The 17,381-nt window shown below is 61.9% G+C and carries 14 protein-coding genes and 1 riboswitch; of the genes, 7 read left to right on the forward strand and 7 right to left on the reverse strand.

Translation table 11 applies throughout. From position 1 onward, the window contains the following. Window positions 1-149: 149 nt before the first annotated feature. Window positions 150-1,139 carry a transporter gene (locus tag JOH52_RS01575; RefSeq protein WP_010968883.1) on the forward strand — a complete coding sequence of 330 codons (990 nt, stop codon included), beginning with the start codon at window positions 150-152 and terminating at the stop codon, window positions 1,137-1,139. Between the two features lie 595 nt (window positions 1,140-1,734). Here the strand turns inward: JOH52_RS01575 and JOH52_RS01580 are convergent. Then, on the reverse strand, window positions 1,735-2,148 hold the full coding sequence (locus tag JOH52_RS01580) for a BA14K family protein (protein WP_010968882.1): 414 nt from the start codon (window positions 2,146-2,148) through the stop codon (window positions 1,735-1,737). 259 nt (window positions 2,149-2,407) lie between these two features. On the opposite strand from JOH52_RS01580, the gene JOH52_RS01585 reads away from it, so the two are divergent. Beyond that, window positions 2,408-3,469: a glycoside hydrolase family 25 protein gene (locus JOH52_RS01585; RefSeq protein ID WP_013844102.1), complete on the forward strand. Its 1,062-nt coding sequence runs from the start codon at window positions 2,408-2,410 to the stop codon at window positions 3,467-3,469. Window position 3,470: 1 nt separating this feature from the next. Here JOH52_RS01585 and JOH52_RS01590 read toward each other — a convergent pair whose 3' ends face one another. Together JOH52_RS01590 and JOH52_RS01595 are read right to left on the reverse strand one after the other, a co-directional pair. Continuing rightward, window positions 3,471-4,571: an FAD-binding oxidoreductase gene (locus JOH52_RS01590; protein ID WP_014526636.1), complete on the reverse strand. Its 1,101-nt coding sequence runs from the start codon at window positions 4,569-4,571 to the stop codon at window positions 3,471-3,473. Then, on the reverse strand, window positions 4,568-5,812 hold the full coding sequence (locus JOH52_RS01595; protein ID WP_010968879.1) for an aromatic ring-hydroxylating oxygenase subunit alpha: 1,245 nt from the start codon (window positions 5,810-5,812) through the stop codon (window positions 4,568-4,570). Before JOH52_RS01595 ends, JOH52_RS01590 begins: the two co-directional genes overlap by 4 nt. A gap of 114 nt (window positions 5,813-5,926) precedes the next feature. Beyond that, window positions 5,927-6,129, reverse strand: a riboswitch (cobalamin riboswitch). Between the two features lie 320 nt (window positions 6,130-6,449). Here JOH52_RS01595 and JOH52_RS01600 point away from each other — a divergent pair. The 3 genes from JOH52_RS01600 (at window position 6,450) to JOH52_RS01610 (ending at window position 9,573) form a co-directional block, all read left to right on the forward strand. Beyond that, window positions 6,450-7,043, forward strand: a complete 594-nt coding sequence (locus JOH52_RS01600) for a DUF6656 family protein (protein ID WP_010968878.1) — start codon at window positions 6,450-6,452, stop codon at window positions 7,041-7,043. Window positions 7,044-7,108: 65 nt separating this feature from the next. Beyond that, window positions 7,109-8,083 carry an L-threonylcarbamoyladenylate synthase gene (locus JOH52_RS01605; RefSeq protein WP_010968877.1) on the forward strand — a complete coding sequence of 325 codons (975 nt, stop codon included), beginning with the start codon at window positions 7,109-7,111 and terminating at the stop codon, window positions 8,081-8,083. A 47-nt stretch (window positions 8,084-8,130) separates the two neighbouring features. After that, window positions 8,131-9,573 (forward strand): FAD-binding oxidoreductase, encoded by a 1,443-nt coding sequence (locus tag JOH52_RS01610; RefSeq protein ID WP_010968876.1) that lies wholly within the window; start codon window positions 8,131-8,133, stop codon window positions 9,571-9,573. A 47-nt stretch (window positions 9,574-9,620) separates the two neighbouring features. On the opposite strand, the gene JOH52_RS01615 is transcribed toward JOH52_RS01610, so the two are convergent. Further along, a complete protein-coding gene (locus JOH52_RS01615; protein ID WP_017265803.1) occupies window positions 9,621-11,930 on the reverse strand; it encodes a DUF1217 domain-containing protein in 2,310 nt (769 codons plus the stop codon). A gap of 374 nt (window positions 11,931-12,304) precedes the next feature. Between JOH52_RS01615 and JOH52_RS01620 the strand changes: the two genes are divergently transcribed. Next, complete coding sequence (locus JOH52_RS01620) at window positions 12,305-12,871, forward strand: DUF6101 family protein (protein ID WP_010968874.1); 567 nt, start codon at window positions 12,305-12,307, stop codon at window positions 12,869-12,871. A 79-nt stretch (window positions 12,872-12,950) separates the two neighbouring features. Here the strand turns inward: JOH52_RS01620 and ubiA are convergent, their stop codons facing one another. From ubiA to JOH52_RS01635, 3 genes are all read right to left on the reverse strand, one after another. Beyond that, window positions 12,951-13,907: a 4-hydroxybenzoate octaprenyltransferase gene (ubiA, locus tag JOH52_RS01625; protein ID WP_010968873.1), complete on the reverse strand. Its 957-nt coding sequence runs from the start codon at window positions 13,905-13,907 to the stop codon at window positions 12,951-12,953. A gap of 72 nt (window positions 13,908-13,979) precedes the next feature. Further along, window positions 13,980-14,786, reverse strand: a complete 807-nt coding sequence (locus tag JOH52_RS01630) for a MipA/OmpV family protein (protein ID WP_010968872.1) — start codon at window positions 14,784-14,786, stop codon at window positions 13,980-13,982. A gap of 371 nt (window positions 14,787-15,157) precedes the next feature. After that, window positions 15,158-15,973 carry an AraC family transcriptional regulator gene (locus JOH52_RS01635; protein ID WP_003533310.1) on the reverse strand — a complete coding sequence of 272 codons (816 nt, stop codon included), beginning with the start codon at window positions 15,971-15,973 and terminating at the stop codon, window positions 15,158-15,160. 112 nt (window positions 15,974-16,085) lie between these two features. On the opposite strand from JOH52_RS01635, the gene JOH52_RS01640 reads away from it, so the two are divergent. After that, window positions 16,086-17,282, forward strand: coding sequence for an MFS transporter (locus JOH52_RS01640; protein ID WP_003533308.1), 1,197 nt, complete (start codon window positions 16,086-16,088; stop codon window positions 17,280-17,282). The last annotated feature ends 99 nt before the right edge of the window (window positions 17,283-17,381 follow it).

Consider the following 17,381-nt stretch of genomic DNA (forward strand, 5'->3'; position numbering starts at 1 on the left):
CTATTGGATGGGCGGCAGACTAGCTAATTTTACGTGAACGTCAACGTCACTCACTACATCCGGACGGCGACTGCGGCCGGGCAACTTTAACAAAACTGTCACGGGCCGCGAATAGAAGCCGTCTCGACCGATCCGGCCGAGGCACTGCGATGAATCTGATCTCACCCGATATACCGGGCCTCGTCTGGGCCTACCGGTTCGTACCGGGAGAAAGCCGGTGCCGGCGCATAGCCGCCGATTCGCCCGTCGAGAGCCTTGAGGCAGGCGAAGACTGGGTCTGGCTGCACCTCGCGCTCAGCGACGCACGCACACCGGCGCTGATCGAGCGCATCGGAAATCTCCCGCAGGAGGCAATCGCCACCCTGACGAGTCACGACACGCAGGCCGCGATCACGGTGGCGGACGACGTCGTGCACGGCACTCTGGTCGATTTCGAGCGGACATTCGATGCGGTGACGCAGACGATCGGCTGGCTTCATTTTGCCGTCAGCGACCGGATGATCATCACCACGCGCCTGCATCCGCTGAGAAGTGTCGATCGCGTGAAAGCGGCCGTGGAGAAGAGCGCCAGATGCCGCCGCCCTATCGACCTCTTCGAGATGCTCGTCGTGGAGTTCCAGCGCACTCTGATCACGCTGGTGCTCGAGCTGACGGAGGAATTGAACGTCATAGAGGACCATGTCTATGGGGAGGCCGGGCACAGCAAGCAGCCGGGCCTGGCGCCATTGCGCCGGACCGTCGTGCGGCTGCACCGGCACCTGCGGACGGTGCTCGCCCTGTTGCGCCGGGCCGGAGCCCTGGAAGAGGACGAGGTGCCGCCGGGCTTTATCGACGTGGCCGAGAGACTTTCGGATCGGCTGGAGGCCGTCGACCGGGATGTCTTCGCCCTCCAGGAACGCGCGAGGCTGCTGCACGAGGAAATCGACAGCAAGATTTCCTCGGAAACGAATCGTCACCTCTATATCCTCTCGCTGATGACCGCCTTCCTGCTGCCGCCAACGCTCGTCACCGGCTTCTTCGGCATGAACACGGGGGCGCTCCCCTTTTCCGAGGGCAGCGGCACCAATTTTGCGGGCATGCTCATTGCCTCGTCCATGGGCCTTGCCTGGATCGTCCTCAAGCGCATCGGCATTATCTGAGAGGCGATCTGCGCAGCTATAGGGCGAATAGCACTGCCGGCGGGGCCGTTGCCTTGGGGAGAAACCGGCTGGCTCGCAGTTATGCGGTCTGCCGACGGCATCGTTTGGGAGGCGTGAAGGTCAAGCCGCTTGTGGTCTCCCCCCTTGTGGGGCAGGGGAATCGCATATGCGGAACAGGCATGGAACATCGAAGGGTTTGTTCTCGATGCGATTCCGTTCTGTTCGCCATTCGATTCCTCGAAATCGGCCATATGCGAAAGCCCTACCTTGTGGGGGAGATGGCCGGCAGGCCAGAGGGGGTTGAACGCAAAACTCTGCATGCCGCCGAAATCGAATTTGCCGCGAGGATACCCTGCGGCAATCCGAAGATGCGGTCATACGACTGCGTCATGTAGTGCTGACGGGCGAGCAGGAGAGCAGACCCCCTCTGGCCTGCCGGCCATCTCCCCCACAAGGGGGGAGAATATTTACGGCAGGCTCTCGCTTCCACTTCTGCGTTCTGCCCGTGGCATCGTTTGGGCACGTGAAGTCAAAACCGCTTATCCGCCCAAGGCAATGGTCCCGTGAGAGGATCAGAGTGTGTATATGCCCTAGCTCAGCTATAGGGCGAATAGCACTGCCGGCGGGGGCCGTTATAGGGCTGATAACTGTTGTCGTAGGCCCTGTAAGAGCGATAGCGATCATAGCACCATTGGACATGCCGGCTGCCGTAACGGACCGGCGGGCGGTAAGCGGGACGGCGCTCGATTACGATTCCGAAAGCAGCCGGCGGGTACCACCAGCCCCGGTAATAGCGATAGCCGGGGCGCTGGTAGCGGTAACCACGGTGACCGTTGTAATAATAGAAGTCGCCATACCGGTAATAGCCACGCCTAGGCGCATACTGAACGTCCGTGACGGCGCTCTCGGCGGCAACCCGCGGGGGCAGAGGCGTGAAAGCCTGCGACGGCACCGCCGATGCCGCCAGCACGAGCGCTGCAAGCGCGCCCGAAAGCCATTTGCGTGACATCATTTCCTCCTCGCATTCGATTTCGCGTACAACCGGCCCTTGCAGGGGCGATATACCAAGACTAGAGCAGAAATCGCCGGAAGCAACTGCTGCGCGCGGATGCAGCAATGGAAAAATCCCTCCGTCGGTACAATCCTGGGCGGAATCGGGCCGTCGACTTTGCCTCTTGAGGTCGGTGTACAGAAGTGTTCGCCTCGCGCAGATTGGGGCCGGGGCTGAGATTTACGACCTCTTAACGCTAAGTCGGCAATCTCAGAGAATGGAAAAGCGGGGAATCTCGATCATAGGGATGATCTTGCGCCTGGCAGTCCTCATGGGCCTGACCTTCGCGGCGGCGAACGCACGCGCTAGCGAAGTGGAGCCGTGGAAAGAGCGGCGGAACGCCATCATCGTCGACGCTTACGAGCTGAACAGCATCGACTGGGAAGCCATGCTGAAGGACAAGCGGATCGCGGGCTTCATCGCGAAGGCTTCCGACGGCCTGCCGGAAAGCTACACCTGTACCGGTGACCACGGCGGCGATACGGTTGCCCATTGCAGGACGATGTGGCGCAAATATGCGGTCAGCCGCGAACTCTATCAGACGCGCCGGATGCTCGCGCGCTCGCATGGTCTGCTCTGGGGCGCCTATCATCTCGCAAGGCCTGGCAACCCCGTCGATCAGGCGAACCACTTCATCGACTATGCCGATCCGCGCGACGACGAGCTGATGGTGCTCGATATCGAAGGGATCGATCCGGAAAAATACATGTCGCTCGAAGACGCCGCGATCTTCGCCGGCCATGTGAAGGCCCGGACGGGGCGCTATCCCGTCCTCTACACCAACCACGCAACCGCGAAACACATTGCCGCCAACCGCATCAAGCATCGGCTTCTTTCGCGCCTTCCGCTCTGGTATGCGCGCTACAAGCCCGATATCCGTAAAGTCTTTCCGATGGGAAACTGGGACCGCTACGCGCTCTGGCAATTCTCCTCGGCGCATAATTGCGGAAAGAAGCGCTGCCCCTATCGGGTGCCCGGCACCCTCGACGATATAGACGTGAATGTCGCAGCGATGAGTGCATCGGCACTGAAGAGCGTCTGGCCTCATGGCGCGCTTCTTCCGGAGAAGCCGCCGGTGCTCACTGTTATCGCCTCGGCCACCGTCGGCACGATCCCGGCGCTGAACGCAAATGCGACGACCACTCTTTCGCGGCCGCTCGTGATAAGCCGCGCCGAGGCGGAGAGCGGATCAGGAGCCGGCGCCGACGAGACGGTTACCGGCTCCATCGCCGTCAGGGCCGCCGAGGCACGCCTGCCCTACCAATCCGAGCGGCGTTAACTCAGGCCTCGATCTGGACGTCGCTTGTCGGCCGCGAACAGCAGGCGAGGATGTAGCCCTCCTCGATCTCGTCGTCGAGAATGCCGCCATTGTGGTTCATCTCGACGTCGCCGGCGATCTTCAACACCCGGCACGTTCCGCAGATGCCGCCCTCGCAGGCGGCCCCGATCCTGACACCGTTGGCGCGGGCCGTCTGCAGGATCGTCTGGCCGGGAACGGCGGTCGCTTCCTTGCCGCTCATGGTAAAGGTCACCCGCGCCGCCCCGGCCCCGGCATCGGCGGTAGGCCCGGCCCGAATTGCAAGCTCCTCGGCCGCTGGCGCCGCGGCGGGCTGGAAACTCTCCTGGTGGTAACGGGCCATGTCGAAGCCCGCCGCTTCCAGCATTGCCCGAACATTGCCCATGAACGGCTCGGGCCCGCAGCAGAAGACGGTTCTTTCCAGGAAATCCGGTGCGAGCATCGGCAGCTTCGCCGCGTCTATGCGCCCGCGCAGACCATGCCAGCCATGCCGCGCCTCATGCCCCTCCACGAGGAAGCCGAGATTGAGCCCCGGCATCTGACGGGCGAGAACTTCGAGCTCCGATCTGAAGAGGAGATCGTCCGGGCGCCGGGCGCAGGAAATGAAGGTGACATCCGTTTCCGGCGCGCAGTCGGCCATCCAGCGCGTCATCGACATCATCGGCGTGACGCCCGACCCCGCCGATATGAAGAGATATTTTTCACCGGGATGACGGACGAAGCTGAAATCGCCGAGCGGCCCGAACGCCTTGAGCATCATGCCCGGCTTCAGATTGTCGAACATCCAGCGGGTGCCGATGCTTCCCGGCTGCGCCTTGACCGTGACCGCGACCGAAAGCGGGCGCGAGGGCGAGGATGACAGCGTATAGGTGCGCATCACCGGCTTGGCTGCGACGGGCAGTTCGAGTGTCACGAACTGCCCCGGCAGGTAGCGGAACCAGGCCGGCTTGTCGGAGCGGAAGGTGAAGGTCATCACGTCAGCGGTTTCGGCTACGGCCGACATGCACTCCAGCATGTGCTGACGGTCTCTCCAGGGATCGAGCTCGTCGAAATGGCGAAAGGAGCGAGGCATTTCCATGGTCATGCCACCCGCGAGAGATGCGCGGCCCCGCCCTGAAGGCGGTCCAGCATGAAGCTCGAATACCACTCGACGAACTGCATGACGCCGCCCTCGTGTTCGGCGGAATAAGGACCCGGCTCATAGGCGGGCGAGCGGATTCCGAAGGCGTTTTCCTCGACGATCTGCCGGTCCTGATCGTTGGTCTCCGTCCAGACGTGCGTCAGCTCGTCTATCGTGTAGTCGACGCCCTCCACCGCATCCTTGTTGACCAGCCATTTGGTCGTAACCTCAGTCAGTTCCGGCCCGAGCGGCAGAACGCGGAAGGTGATCGCATGGTCGCCGAGAATGTGGTTCCAGGTCGTCGGATAATGGAAGAGGAGCAGCGTCCCGATGCCATCGGCGTCTACGCCGGCGGAGAGTTGCTTGCGGACGGCCTTCTGTCCGGACATCGTATAGCTCTCGGCGCCGTTGATCAGCGGCATTCTCGTCATGCGGAACTGGCCCGTGGGCGCGATTTTGAAGGCGCTCGGAAGGCCCGCCGCCTCGCATTTCTGCCAGTGGGCGCCGATTTCCGGATCGTTCATCGCCCCCTGGACACCGGTTACGGTCGGCGCTTCCGGATAGGTACGGCAGAGTTCCGGATGATTGGCGGCGCAGTGGTAACACTCGCGATTGTTCTCCCAGACCAGCTTCCAATTGCCCTTCTCGACGATGGTGCTCTCGAAGGCGACCTTCGTTTCCCCCAGGCGATGCGGCGCGAGATAGGCCGCGACCGTCTCGCGGAACGGCCGGAAGTCCATCGGGTGTTCGGCAAGACTGATGAAGATGTAACCGCCGACGGTCTCGCAGTGGATCGGCTTCAGACTGTGCTCGGCCGGGTCGAAGCCCTCGGGCATCTGCCGCGCGAAGAGCAGGCGGCCGTCGAGTTCGTAGGTCCACTGGTGGTAGGGACAGACGAGTTTGGCGGATGAGCCTTTGTGCTGCGTGCAGACGCGCGAGCCGCGATGGCGGCACGAATTGTGCAGTGCCCGGACCGCGCCCTGCCTGTCTCGAACGATAACGACCGGGTAATCGCCGACCTGCGCCGTGAAATAGTTCCCCGGCCGCGGGACTTCGCAATCATGGCCGATGAACAGCCAATCCTTGTACCAGATCTGCTCCAGGTCCTGACGGTAATAATCAGCATCGACGTAGAAGGCGCGGTCGAGGCTGTAGCCTTCGCGACGGGTCTTCAGCTTGCGCAGCATTTCGGTCTGAATTTCCATGCCCTTGTCCTCGTTTTTCCGCCGTTTCGGAGAGGCAGGACTGGAACCCGCGCCGGCCGCATGGACCCGCAACGCAATTGGCTCCGATCCGGCTGCCCGCCGCAACCAGCTACGGTCTATTTCTGCTTCAAGGCTGGTTTCCGGGCTCTGGAGCCGTCCGCAAGGGACCTGCCCGGCGCCTTCCCGGACGCGGTGTCCAGTGGCCTTCTGCCGTGGCTGTTCGCTCCACCACCGTTGCGGGGGCAGCGCCGGGATTTGACCGGCTTCCCAATTCTCCGCCCTCCCTTCGAGGCGGCACCTTGAGTGTCCTCATCTAAGCCTGAGGACCGGCCCGGCAACTGCCAATAGACGACATCCGATTCCAGAAAGACGACAGCCAGACGCGACACAATCGGCACGAAGGCATGCAATATTATCCATAACAAACAAGGAAGTAGATGAATCCCTGCGCAGCTGGAGGATTTTTCGGCAGCGCCGTTCATGGCGCGAAGGCGAGTGGCCATTCTGCGACACGGCCCGCCAACACAAGGGTCTGATCGACGCCGGCCCGGACATACCGGGACCAATTCGTTAACTGTGATGATTTAACGTTCGCGGCGATCAACCCGCTTGCGGACAGGATGGCGCGACGACGCTCATGGCAAAACTCCGATATTACGACGCTGCCGACAAGGCGGCCGCACCGCCGAAAGCCAAGGCTCACACCGAGTTCCTGCGGACCGGCCGGATCGATAGACGCCGGTGGATGCCGAACGAGCGACAGTATCTGAGTTATGCCGAGGTGGCGCAGCAGACGGCGCGGAAGCTGACGACAGCGGGCGAGACGACCCACAGGCGAATCAACGGGTTTCATGCCTCGATCCAGTTCCCGAAGATGGTTTTCCATCGCACGCTCCCCAGCAGTCCGCATCTCGGCTATTGCCACGTGACCGCCGCGAAAACCTGCCTCGCCAATGGTCATGAGATCACCTGGTCCTTTTATTTCGCGAACTTCTTCTGCGAGCTCGGGAACGAGACCCATTTCTTCGACCGTATCCAGCCGGGCTACTCGCGCATGTATTTCGCCGTCGCGATCGAGCCCGACGCCAGCGAGGAACGGATCGTCGTCAACCGCAACGTGCGCGGCAACGGGCTGATTTTCCGGACGCAGGATCCGAAGGTGGCGCTGAAGAACGTGCTGATGCTCGGCGCACGCGACGAAGCCTTGCGCCGGATCGTTCGCAGCCTTTGACAAAGAAAATCGTTCTGTTTTTGCGGTCGCTCCGTTAAGGAAGCGACGGAAAGGATCAGAACGCCATGGCCGAAATCATCGACACGCGCATCGAACCTGAGCGGGCAATCGAGAAAGCCTGCGCGGTTCTTTCGGACGGCGAACCGGTCGCGATCCCGACGGAGACCGTATACGGCCTTGCCGCCGATGCCACGACCCCCGATGCGATCAGCCGCATCTATGAGATGAAGGGGCGGCCGCGGTTCAATCCGCTGATTTGCCACGTCTGCGATCTGGCGATGGCAGAGGCGCATGTGACCTTCGATCCGGTTTCGAGACGTCTGGCCGAGGCCTTCTGGCCCGGCCCCCTCACGCTGATCCTGCCGCAGCGGCGGGAGAGCACCGTGCACACGCTCGCATCCGCCGGTCTCGATACGCTCGGAATTCGCATGCCCGACGGCTTCTCGCGCCGGGTGATCGCCCGGTTCGGGCGGCCTTTGGCAGCGCCGAGCGCCAACACGTCGGGCAAGATCAGCCCCACCAGTGCGGCCCATGTGCAGGCGGATCTCGGTTCCAGGCTGAAGCTCATCCTCGACGCGGGGCCGGCCGCGATCGGCCTGGAATCGACCATCGTCAAGGTCGAGAACGGAAGGTTGCGGCTGCTGAGGCCCGGGGGGCTCGACGCGGCAGAGATCGAAGCGCTGACCGGGCTCGCCATCGAGCGCCCGGAGGCCGCCGGCGCTGTCATCGAGGCGCCCGGCATGCTCGCCTCGCATTACGCTCCCGGTGCCGCTGTGCGGCTCGATGCCGATGAGGTCCGGAAGGGAGAAGCCCTGATCCGCTTCGGCGGAGAGGCGCTTCCCGGTGAAGCCGATGCCGCGATCGTCCTGGATCTCAGTCCGGGCGGCAGCCTGCGGGAAGCCGCGGCCAATCTTTTCGACTATATGAAAAAAGCGGATGCCAGCGGCGCCGCGACCATCGCTTTCGGCCCGATCCCGAGCGAGGGGCTCGGCGAGGCGATAATCGACCGGCTGCAGCGCGCGGCCGCGCCGCGGGGCTGATGGCCATCGGCACGCTTGAAGCAACCACGTTGATCCGAGGCAGGGCCATGACCACCGTACTTCCTTCTCCCGAACTCATCGCCTCCTTCGTCGATATCGTCGGGCCTGGCAATGCCCTCACCGCACCCGCCGACACGGCACCCTACCTCGTCGAGTCCCGCGGGCTCTACCGCGGCACGACGCCGCTCGTGCTCAGGCCCGGCTCCGTCGAGGAAGTTTCGCTGGTGATGCGGCTTGCGAGTCAGACCCGAACGGCAGTCGTGCCGCAGGGCGGCAATACCGGACATGTGGCCGGACAGATTCCACGCGAGGGCAAAGCCGACGTGGTCCTTTCCCTCGAGCGGCTGAACCGCATCCGCGACATCGACCCGGTCGGCAACGTGATCGTGGCCGACGCCGGCTGTATCCTGGCGGACATCCAGAAGGCCGCCGATGACGTCGACCGGCTTTTTCCCCTGTCACTCGGCTCGGAAGGCTCTGCCCGGATCGGCGGCAATCTTTCGACCAATGCCGGCGGCACTGCCGTGCTTGCCTATGGGAACATGCGCCAGCTCTGCCTGGGGCTGGAAGTCGTGCTCCCGACCGGGGAGATCTGGGATGGGCTCAGACGCCTCAGGAAGGACAATACCGGCTACGATCTGCGCGATCTTTTCATCGGCGCCGAGGGAACGCTCGGCGTCATAACCGGCGCCGTTTTGAAGCTCTTTCCGAAACCGCGCGGCCACCAGGTGGCCTTTGCCGGCCTCAGGAGCGTCGAGGACGCACTTACGCTTTTCGATCGGGCAACAAGCGTCTGCGGGCCGGCCCTGACGGGCTTCGAACTGATGCCGCGGCTCGGCATCGAGTTCACCACCCGGCACATCGCCGGCGTCAGAGATCCGATGGAAACGACGCATCCGTGGTACGCGCTGATCGATATCTCCACCTCGGATACCGCCGAAAGCGCGGAACGGATGGTGCAAGACCTTCTCGAAGCCGTCATTGCCGACGGTCTCGTCGAAAACGCGGTCATCGCCCAGAACGAAGCGCAACGCAGAGCGCTCTGGCACATGCGAGAAAGCATGTCGCCGGCACAAAAGCCTGAGGGTGGCTCCATCAAGCATGACGTTTCGGTCCCGGTGTCGAGCATTCCGGCCTTCATGACGGAGGCGGATGCGCTGGTCTCCAAGGCCATCCCCGGCGCGCGCATCTGCGCCTTCGGCCATATGGGCGACGGCAATATCCACTACAACATCTCCCAGCCCGTCGGCGCGGACAAGCAGAGCTTTCTCGATCGGTGGCGCGAGATCAATGCGATCGTTCACGCCGTCGTGCTCAAACATGACGGCTCGATCTCTGCCGAGCATGGCATCGGCCAGTTGAAGCGAGACGAACTCGCGGCGATCCGCTCGCCGATCGAGATCGAGCTCATGCGACGGATCAAGCACGCCTTCGACCCGGCGGGGATCATGAACCCCGATAAGGTGCTGCGCGAGGATCGAGGCGAGTAACGACGGCATCCGGAAGTGCGTGATTCCGGGCCGCCCGCCGTTAAGCCCTACCCGCCCTTCCTGAGCTGCGACAGTTGGAAGAGCGTATCGGCGCTGATGCCGATATTGCTGCCGCTGCCTGAAAGCACCACCACGGCCGGATCGACTTCCATGTTGTTCTCCAGATCGTAGAGCACGGTGAAGCGCGCGAGGAGTTTCTTCAGTTCGGCCGGGTCGCTCAGCTTCTCGAGATCGAGGTTCTTCTCGACGATCTTTGCCTGCTGGTCGATGTCCATGGAACTGAATTCGTCGGGCAGGCTGAAGATGGTGCGGAACACTTCGGCGAGCGCATCATCCGCCAGGAGATCGTAGGCGTCGACGAGCGAGCCTGCCTGGCGCTCGAAATAGAGTGCCAGGCGGACACCTGCATTGTCCTCGCCTGCCTGTTCTTCCAGCGACTGGTGCAGATACCGGTCGAGGGTCTCGTAAAGCCCCTGCCGCGTGATGATGACGCTCTTGTCCTCGCGCAGAACATTGCCGCCGCTGTCGAAATTGAACGAGGTGACCAGGGCGATGTAGGCTCCGGAGTTCTGCTGCTGATTGATGAAGCTCTTGGGATCGTCCAGATCGGAGGTGAAGATGTCGCGGAGGAAATCGAGGGTGACATTCTCGGGATCGATGCCGTTTGCCTCGAGAGCGAAATCGACCAGGCGGGAATCGGCGAGAAACTCGTCGAGAGAGGAGAGTTTGGCGACTTCGGCCGTATAATATTCGGCTTCCGCTTCGGCCTTGGTCTTGTCCTCCTCCGAACCAAAACGGGACTTGTTGACGATGTAGGTCTTGGCGGTCTCCTGGATCAGCGTCTCCGACTGGGCCAATGCCGGAACGCCGATATCGCCCGATGTCGTAAAGTTGAACAGCTGGGCGAGCTTCAAATAACGCTCGTCCTTCAGCGTATAGACGAAGCTTTCCGGATCGGTGAGATCGCTGGTCAGCACCCGCTTGATCGTCCGCGCGCTTTCGGAATCCGGATCGAGGCCGACGGCTTGCAGCGCGAAATCGTAGATCGAAGCCGTTTCGATGAAGTCGCTGACGGACGTCATCTTCTCTACGGCAAGCTTATAGGCGCCGATCGCCTTCTCGTCCGCTGCGTCGTCCTTGTCATTGTAGCGCGTCATGTAACGGCTGGAGGTGAGTGTCGTCTGCTCCGCGGTCTGCGCTGCATCGCCCGCCGCGAGCGTGCCATCCGCCTGGAAGTTGAAGGCCCTGGCGAGCGCCTTGTAGTTCTCGTTTCCCTTGCCGATCGTGTTGATGTAGCTGTTCGGGTCGTCCGGATCGCTGGTCAGGATATTCTTGATCGTCGCCGGCACGATCGTGACCTCGTTGAGATCGAAGGCCGTGCGGATGTAGTTATAGAGGCGCGTATCGGCGACAAGCTCGCTGACGGTCGTGATGCTCGCGATCTTCTCCTCGAAATAGGCCTTATTCAGGAGCGCCGCCTGAGGCGTGACCCGGGAATTGCTGGAGACGTAGAGTTCATTCATGGTCTTCTTGTGCGCGGCGGTCTGTGCCGATCCCGCGGCCACCGTGCCGTCGGCTTCGAACTGGAAAGCCGCCGCCATCGCCAGGTAATTGCTGACCGTGGAAATCGACTTGTTGTAGGCGGCTATCTTCGCCTGGAGTTCCAGTTTTTCCGCCTGCGTCGTGCCGCTCTGCTGGAGCTTCGCCTGAGCGTCGGCTCTGGCAGCCTCGAGCTCCGATAGTCTGGGCTCGAGCACGGTGTTCTCATAGCTGTCCGGGTCGTCGGCATTGCTGGAGAGAACCTTGCGGAGCGTTTCACGGGAGTAAGTGCTCTCGTCGATACCGAAGACAGTGAAGACATAGGTCCGCAGACGGTCATTGTTCAGAAGCTGATCGACGCTGGTGACCTTGTCGATCATGACGTTGTAGTAGCGCGTCTCTTCCTTCTGGGTTTCCCCGATGCTGGCGATACTCGTATTATAGAGGCCGATCATCTCGTCGAGCTGCGCTTCGGTCTGGGAAACCGCCGTTCCACCGCTGAAGCTGAACGCCATCGTGAAATCGCGGTATCGTTCGTCCGTCAGCTTGTTGGCAAAGCTGTTGTCGTCGGACAGATCGCTTTCGAGCACCTTCCGCATGAAGGCGACCGACTCGATCATGTCCGCCAGGCCATAGGCCTTCATCGCGTAGGAATAGAGACGGTAATCGGCTAGGAACTCGTCGACAGAGGCCACACTGCCGATGTTCTCCCTGTAATACTGCGTATCGCGGGCGACGATCGTCTGCTCCGACACGCGCCTCAGGCTGAGCTTCATGTCCCGTGCGATCAGATTGTAGTCGAGATAAGTCGAAACCATGCGTCGCCCGCCAGCAAGGAACGGGGACCGCCGGCGCTCCGACATCCCCTGAAACCACTCCGATGATGACCAAGATCGCGCAGCATGCTTGTGTGTGGCTTTTCCCGCTGGAGCGGGACGAGGAAAGTGAGTGCCCATTTTCCGCTCGCATCCCGCGCCCTGGCAAAGCACGTCGAAAATGCCCGCGGTTTCATTGACGAATGAGAAACCTTGCGGCCTCGGCTTTTGCTAACCATCGGAGACAGCAAAGTTTTTTTAACCGCGAATTTTAAGCCGCCCGGAACGGAGCCCACCTATCCTCAGCCCGTAGAGGACGAAAAGTCCCGACAGGAAGGCCGGGAACGGCTCTCAAGGAAAAACAAGGGCGATATGAAATGCGCAATACACTCTCTCAGCCGGCTTGGGTCGAAAACACGCTCAGACTTGACCCGAAGCGCTTTCCGCAGCAAGCAAGCTACGTGCTGCGCGGGCACACGGGGAATGTCAGCATCAGCCTTGACGAGCGTGGCGCTGTTCTGCGCAAGGTGCTACCATTCAGCGGCCTGCCGCTTTCGATCGCTCTGCCGGCGCGAGCTTTCAAGGGTGTGGCGGCACGGGCAATCGACCATGGCGACGGGGAGGTTACAGTGACGCTCGAACTTCATCACGATGATCCGGATCTCTGTATCCCGCTGCTCGTGGCTCATGATCTTTCGGACATCGCCGCCGATTGGCGCGCCTGGGCCGAAGCCTATCGCATTCCGATGCTCATGGTGGAAGCCGACGGGGTCGCGCGGCCGCTCGAGGAACATATCGGCGATGTCCGCACCGCTCCCGCAAAGCCGCGCCGCCGTCATTCCTTCTTCGCCGAGCGCCGCCCGCGTTTTCTCGTGCGCCGCTCCACCGGCAGTCTCGGTATCCAGATGAAGATCGACGGCCGCGAAATCATCGCCCGGGCGTGACCGCAGCGTTCCACGCTGTAAGACATAGATCAGCAAGCCGGCCCTACGACGCTCCGCGCCCTATGGCCGGCTTTTGTATTCAAATGAGCCTCGCGAGAAGCGAGAGCACAAGTCCGGCAAAGATGATCAGGCCGACGACGCCGTTGAACTTGAACAGCGCGAGACATTGCAGCGGATCGTGAATGTTCAATACGACGATCTGGTAGGCGAGCATCACCGCGGCCACCAGAAGCCCGACATAGGCGAAGAATCCGGCACCGGCCGCCAGAAAGGCGAAAAGCATCAGGAAAACCGCAATCCCGTATAGCCCGATAAGCCAGGGCTGCGGGTTGTCGCCGAAGCGGCGGGCGGTCGAGCGGACGCCGATCAGCTCGTCGTCCTCCCTGTCCTGATAGGCGTAGATGGTATCATAACCGATGGTCCAGGCGATGGCGGCAGCGTAGAGGCTGATCGCAGCCAGGGAGAGGCTGCCGAACTCCGCGGTCCAGCCCATGATCGCGCCCCAGGAGAAGGCGAGCCCGAGGAAAAACTGCGGCCAGTCCGTGAAACGCTTGGCGAAGGGATAGATCGCGACCAGCGCCAGCGAAAGGAAGCCGAGAAAAATCGTGAAACCGTTGAACTGCAGGAGCACGACGAGACCCACAAGGGCCTGCAACAGCATGAATGCCTTCGCCTGAAAGCGGGTGACGCGGCCGGAAGGCAGCGGGCGCGAACGCGTACGTGCCACTTCCATGTCGATGTCGTGATCGACGATGTCGTTGTAGGTGCAGCCGGCACCGCGCATGGCAATCGCGCCGACAGTGAAGAGAAATATATGGAAAAGGAAGCGCCCGGCCGAGAAGCTGCCGAGCGAAGCCGCCGCCCCGGCCGCCATGGCGGCCGACCAGAGGCAGGGCAACAGCAGCAATTGCCAGCCGATCGGCCGGTCCCAGCGGGCGAGCTGCGCATAGGGCCACAGCGCTCGCGGCAGAACCCGATAGACCCAATTATTGGACGGCGCGTCGTGCACGCGGCCGGAATCGATAAAACTGTTCATGGCCTTTGTTTGGCCCCGCAAAACCCGCCGGTCAAGCGCCCCATTTCATCCCGCCGCCTTCCAGGCGGCCCGTCAGGGAAGCGTGAAATCGAAGCGATAGGTTGCGGTCACCCCGACGAGGAACTGGTCGCGGCTGCCGCGCTCGCGTACGAGGCTTGAATCGGCGGCAGCGCCCATCAATCGCCGATATTCGGCATAGACACCCGTCTCCAGCTTCTCGGTCGCCATCCAGTTGATCTCCGCGCCGAGACCCGCGGAGTGAATACCGCCACCCGGATCATAGGTGCCGAGTCCCGAAGCAGCGGATTCCGCTGCGTTGACGCCATAATAGGCGTCGAAATAATCGCTCGATGCCGCCGTCAACCGCGGTCCGGCGGAAATGCGGACGGTGTCGCCCAGATCGGCGAAGGCATCCGCCGCGACATCGGCGACGACCCCGTGATGGCTGCGGATACCCTGACGTATCTCGGCGCGAAGACGCATCCAGTCCGTGGGGTAGACCTCGGCGAAACCGCCGACTTCGCCGCCGAACTTGGGACGGTCTAGTCCGTCAAGATCGCTCGAGTCGTCCTCGTCACGCTCGAAAATCAACTTGCCGACGGCGCCAGCGCGGAAATGTCCCTGGTCGAGCAGGGCGTAGGACATGTTGTCGTTGCGCGACGAAAAGCGCACGGCGCTGCCAGCCTTGCCGAGCGAAACGAGCGGCGCCGCCTGAAGCATGCGCTTCGAAGAGCCTTCATACTCCGGACCGAGAAAACCAGTGGCGCCTATCTTCAGATACCAGTCTCCAGACCATGGGTACCGGCCTTCTTCGGCAGCAACGGCTCCAGCTGCAAGAAGAAAAGCCTGAGACGCAAGAAAAACAACATGAATGCGCATCTATACTCCGAAGAATAGTCCGTCAGTGGAGGAAACCTGGTACGTGACTTAAGCACGTATAAGGAGTGACTTCCTAAGTCATACAACGCATTCTTATCTTCGACAAGTCCCTTAGATTTCCGTTAACCTGATCTTTTCAGCTTACGCACTCACACAGAACTGCGGCTATCTCGCAAATTGGACTAAGGTCATTTGAGGATCATCTTGAGTTTATGAATGCTGCTGTGAGCTGGATAATGGCGTTGTAGCTCTGGTGGGTTTTGTCGGCTGCAATCTCTCCTCATCTCTGTGCTTGTCACATAGAACAAGCCGCGGCGGGTATTCCGAATCTCAACAGGACTTAGAGCAATCCCAGAAAGTGCCGACGCCGTTCAGGTCCGCTGGTCACGCAGATAGACGCTCGGCGGCGCACCCAGCATGCGGCGGAACATGGTCGTGAAAGCCGCGACGTTCTCATAGCCGGCGTCGAGCGCCACCGTGGTGATCGGTTCGCCGTCCGCGATGCGCGGCAGCGAGGCGAAAATGCAGGCATGCTGTCGCCACGTGACGAAGCTCACGCCCGTCTCCTGCCGGAAGAGCCGCGTGAAGGAACGCCGGCTGATGCCCATGCGGGCCGCCCATGCGTCGATATTCGCCGATGCCGACGGCGCCTCCAGAAACTGCCGGCAGAGGGCTGCGAGCTTGCGGTCGCGCGGGAAAGGCAGACCTAAAGGCCGCTGGTTGAGCCGCGGTATTTCCGTGAGCAGCAATTCCATCATCAGGCTTTCGCGCCGTTCGGACGATGCTTCGTTCCCGGCGCCGACAAGTTCGTCGATGAGGCTGCCGACGAGCGCGCTCATCTCCAGGACGAGAGGCCGGCGCGCCTCGCTTGCCTCCGGCGAGATGTAAATGGAATGCATACGCACATCGCTGACCATCTCGGCCGAATGCTCGATACCCGCGGGGATCAGCAGGGCATGTCCCGGAGGAATCATCCAGCGCCCCCCCGACGTATAGACGAGCACCACCCCCGAACGCGCCCACCAGAGTTGAGTCCGGCTGTGGCTGTGGGAGGGCACGGTGAGCCCGCAGGCGTAATCCCTCCCGATCGCGAGAACGGGCGCGTTCGCCTTCTCGATCCATTCCAGGCTTCTGAAATGGTCCGCGTCCGGCAACTTTGGCAGGTGATGTCGGTCCGATTTCGCCATATGGCCCACTCACGAAAGAACTCGACCAAATCACAAAAGCAGGCCAGCGACAAGCCGTCTAGAGATGGCCGAAAAGGCTCCCTTGGCGAGCCGCCTCCTAAGGAAACATTCCATGGCAACGGTCACGTCGGCGGGCAGCATCAGCCCGGAAAAGACAGCATTCTCGGTCATCCTGGCGGTCAGCTTCTGTCATATGCTGAACGACATCATGCAATCGCTGCTGACGGCGCTCTATCCTTTGCTCAAGGAAAATTACGCGCTCGATTTCGTCCAGATCGGCCTTCTGACGTTTACATTTCAGGTGACGGCGTCGATGCTGCAGCCGGCCATCGGCATCGTGACGGATCGTTGGGCGCTCCCCTATTCGCTGCCGTTCGCCATGCTCTCGACCTGCATGGGCCTCCTGCTTCTCGCCAATGCCGACCACTTCTGGATGCTTCTCCTGGCAGCGAGCCTGATCGGCATCGGGTCGGCGATCTTCCATCCCGAATCCTCCCGCGTGGCCCGGCTTGCTTCGGGCGGCCGCCACGGCCTGGCACAGTCGCTGTTCCAGGTCGGCGGCAATGCCGGAAGCGCGCTTGGCCCGCTGCTGGCCGCATTCATCGTGCTCCCTTTCGGCCAGGGTAGCCTCGGTTGGTTCTCCATCGTCGCCATCACCGGGTTCTTCGTGCTTTCCTGGGTGAGCATGTGGTACGTGCGCCACCGCCGCGCGACCATGAGCCGTCCCGTCCCCAGCCGCGCGCTGCCGTTGCCGAAGACGCGGGTCCTGTGGACGATCGCGATCCTCGTCTTGCTGACGGCTACGAAGAACGTCTATCTCACCAGCATCTCGAGCTATTTCACCTTCTTCGTCATCGAAAGGTTCGACACCAGCGTACAGCAGGCGCAGCTGATGCTGTTCCTCTTCCTCGGTTCGGCGGCCGCAGGAACCTTCCTCGGCGGCCCGATCGGCGACCGGTACGGCGCCCGCTTCGTCATCTGGTTCTCGATCCTCGGCGTCGTCCCGTTCACCCTTCTTCTGCCCTATGCGAACCTGTTCTGGACGGGCGTGCTGAGCGTCATCATCGGCCTCATCTTTTCGTCCGCTTTCTCGGCAATCGTCGTCTTCGCGCAGGAACTCGTTCCGGGCCGGGTGGGGCTGATCGCCGGCGTCTTCTTCGGTTTCGCCTTCGGCGCCGGCGGCATGGGCGCCGCGGTCCTCGGCATCTTCGCCGACCGGCAGGGCATCGAGTTCGTCTATAAGATCTGCTCCTATCTGCCGCTCCTCGGGCTGCTCACCGTATTTCTGCCGAAGCTGCCCGCGCGATAAACAGGCGTGCGGGCGCCTCGCGCCCGCACGATCTTTGCTCCAGCCGTAAGCATTCCTCAATCATTGCCGGATAGCGTCCGGCGATGGGGGTGTGCAGGG

Origin of the sequence: Sinorhizobium meliloti (assembly GCF_017876815.1) — a bacterium.
Lineage (GTDB): Bacteria > Pseudomonadota > Alphaproteobacteria > Rhizobiales > Rhizobiaceae > Sinorhizobium > Sinorhizobium meliloti.

Bases quoted from the DNA above. Each gene is read 5' to 3' on its own strand.
- JOH52_RS01575 (WP_010968883.1), top strand. From the start codon at position 150: ATGAATCTGATCTCACCCGATATACCGGGCCTCGTCTGGGCCTACCGG.
- JOH52_RS01580 (WP_010968882.1), bottom strand. From the start codon at position 2,148: ATGTCACGCAAATGGCTTTCGGGCGCGCTTGCAGCGCTCGTGCTGGCG.
- JOH52_RS01585 (WP_013844102.1), top strand. From the start codon at position 2,408: ATGGAAAAGCGGGGAATCTCGATCATAGGGATGATCTTGCGCCTGGCA.
- JOH52_RS01590 (WP_014526636.1), bottom strand. From the start codon at position 4,571: ATGACCATGGAAATGCCTCGCTCCTTTCGCCATTTCGACGAGCTCGAT.
- JOH52_RS01595 (WP_010968879.1), bottom strand. From the start codon at position 5,812: ATGGAAATTCAGACCGAAATGCTGCGCAAGCTGAAGACCCGTCGCGAA.
- JOH52_RS01600 (WP_010968878.1), top strand. From the start codon at position 6,450: ATGGCAAAACTCCGATATTACGACGCTGCCGACAAGGCGGCCGCACCG.
- JOH52_RS01605 (WP_010968877.1), top strand. From the start codon at position 7,109: ATGGCCGAAATCATCGACACGCGCATCGAACCTGAGCGGGCAATCGAG.
- JOH52_RS01610 (WP_010968876.1), top strand. From the start codon at position 8,131: ATGACCACCGTACTTCCTTCTCCCGAACTCATCGCCTCCTTCGTCGAT.
- JOH52_RS01615 (WP_017265803.1), bottom strand. From the start codon at position 11,930: ATGGTTTCGACTTATCTCGACTACAATCTGATCGCACGGGACATGAAG.
- JOH52_RS01620 (WP_010968874.1), top strand. From the start codon at position 12,305: ATGCGCAATACACTCTCTCAGCCGGCTTGGGTCGAAAACACGCTCAGA.
- ubiA (WP_010968873.1), bottom strand. From the start codon at position 13,907: ATGAACAGTTTTATCGATTCCGGCCGCGTGCACGACGCGCCGTCCAAT.
- JOH52_RS01630 (WP_010968872.1), bottom strand. From the start codon at position 14,786: ATGCGCATTCATGTTGTTTTTCTTGCGTCTCAGGCTTTTCTTCTTGCA.
- JOH52_RS01635 (WP_003533310.1), bottom strand. From the start codon at position 15,973: ATGGCGAAATCGGACCGACATCACCTGCCAAAGTTGCCGGACGCGGAC.
- JOH52_RS01640 (WP_003533308.1), top strand. From the start codon at position 16,086: ATGGCAACGGTCACGTCGGCGGGCAGCATCAGCCCGGAAAAGACAGCA.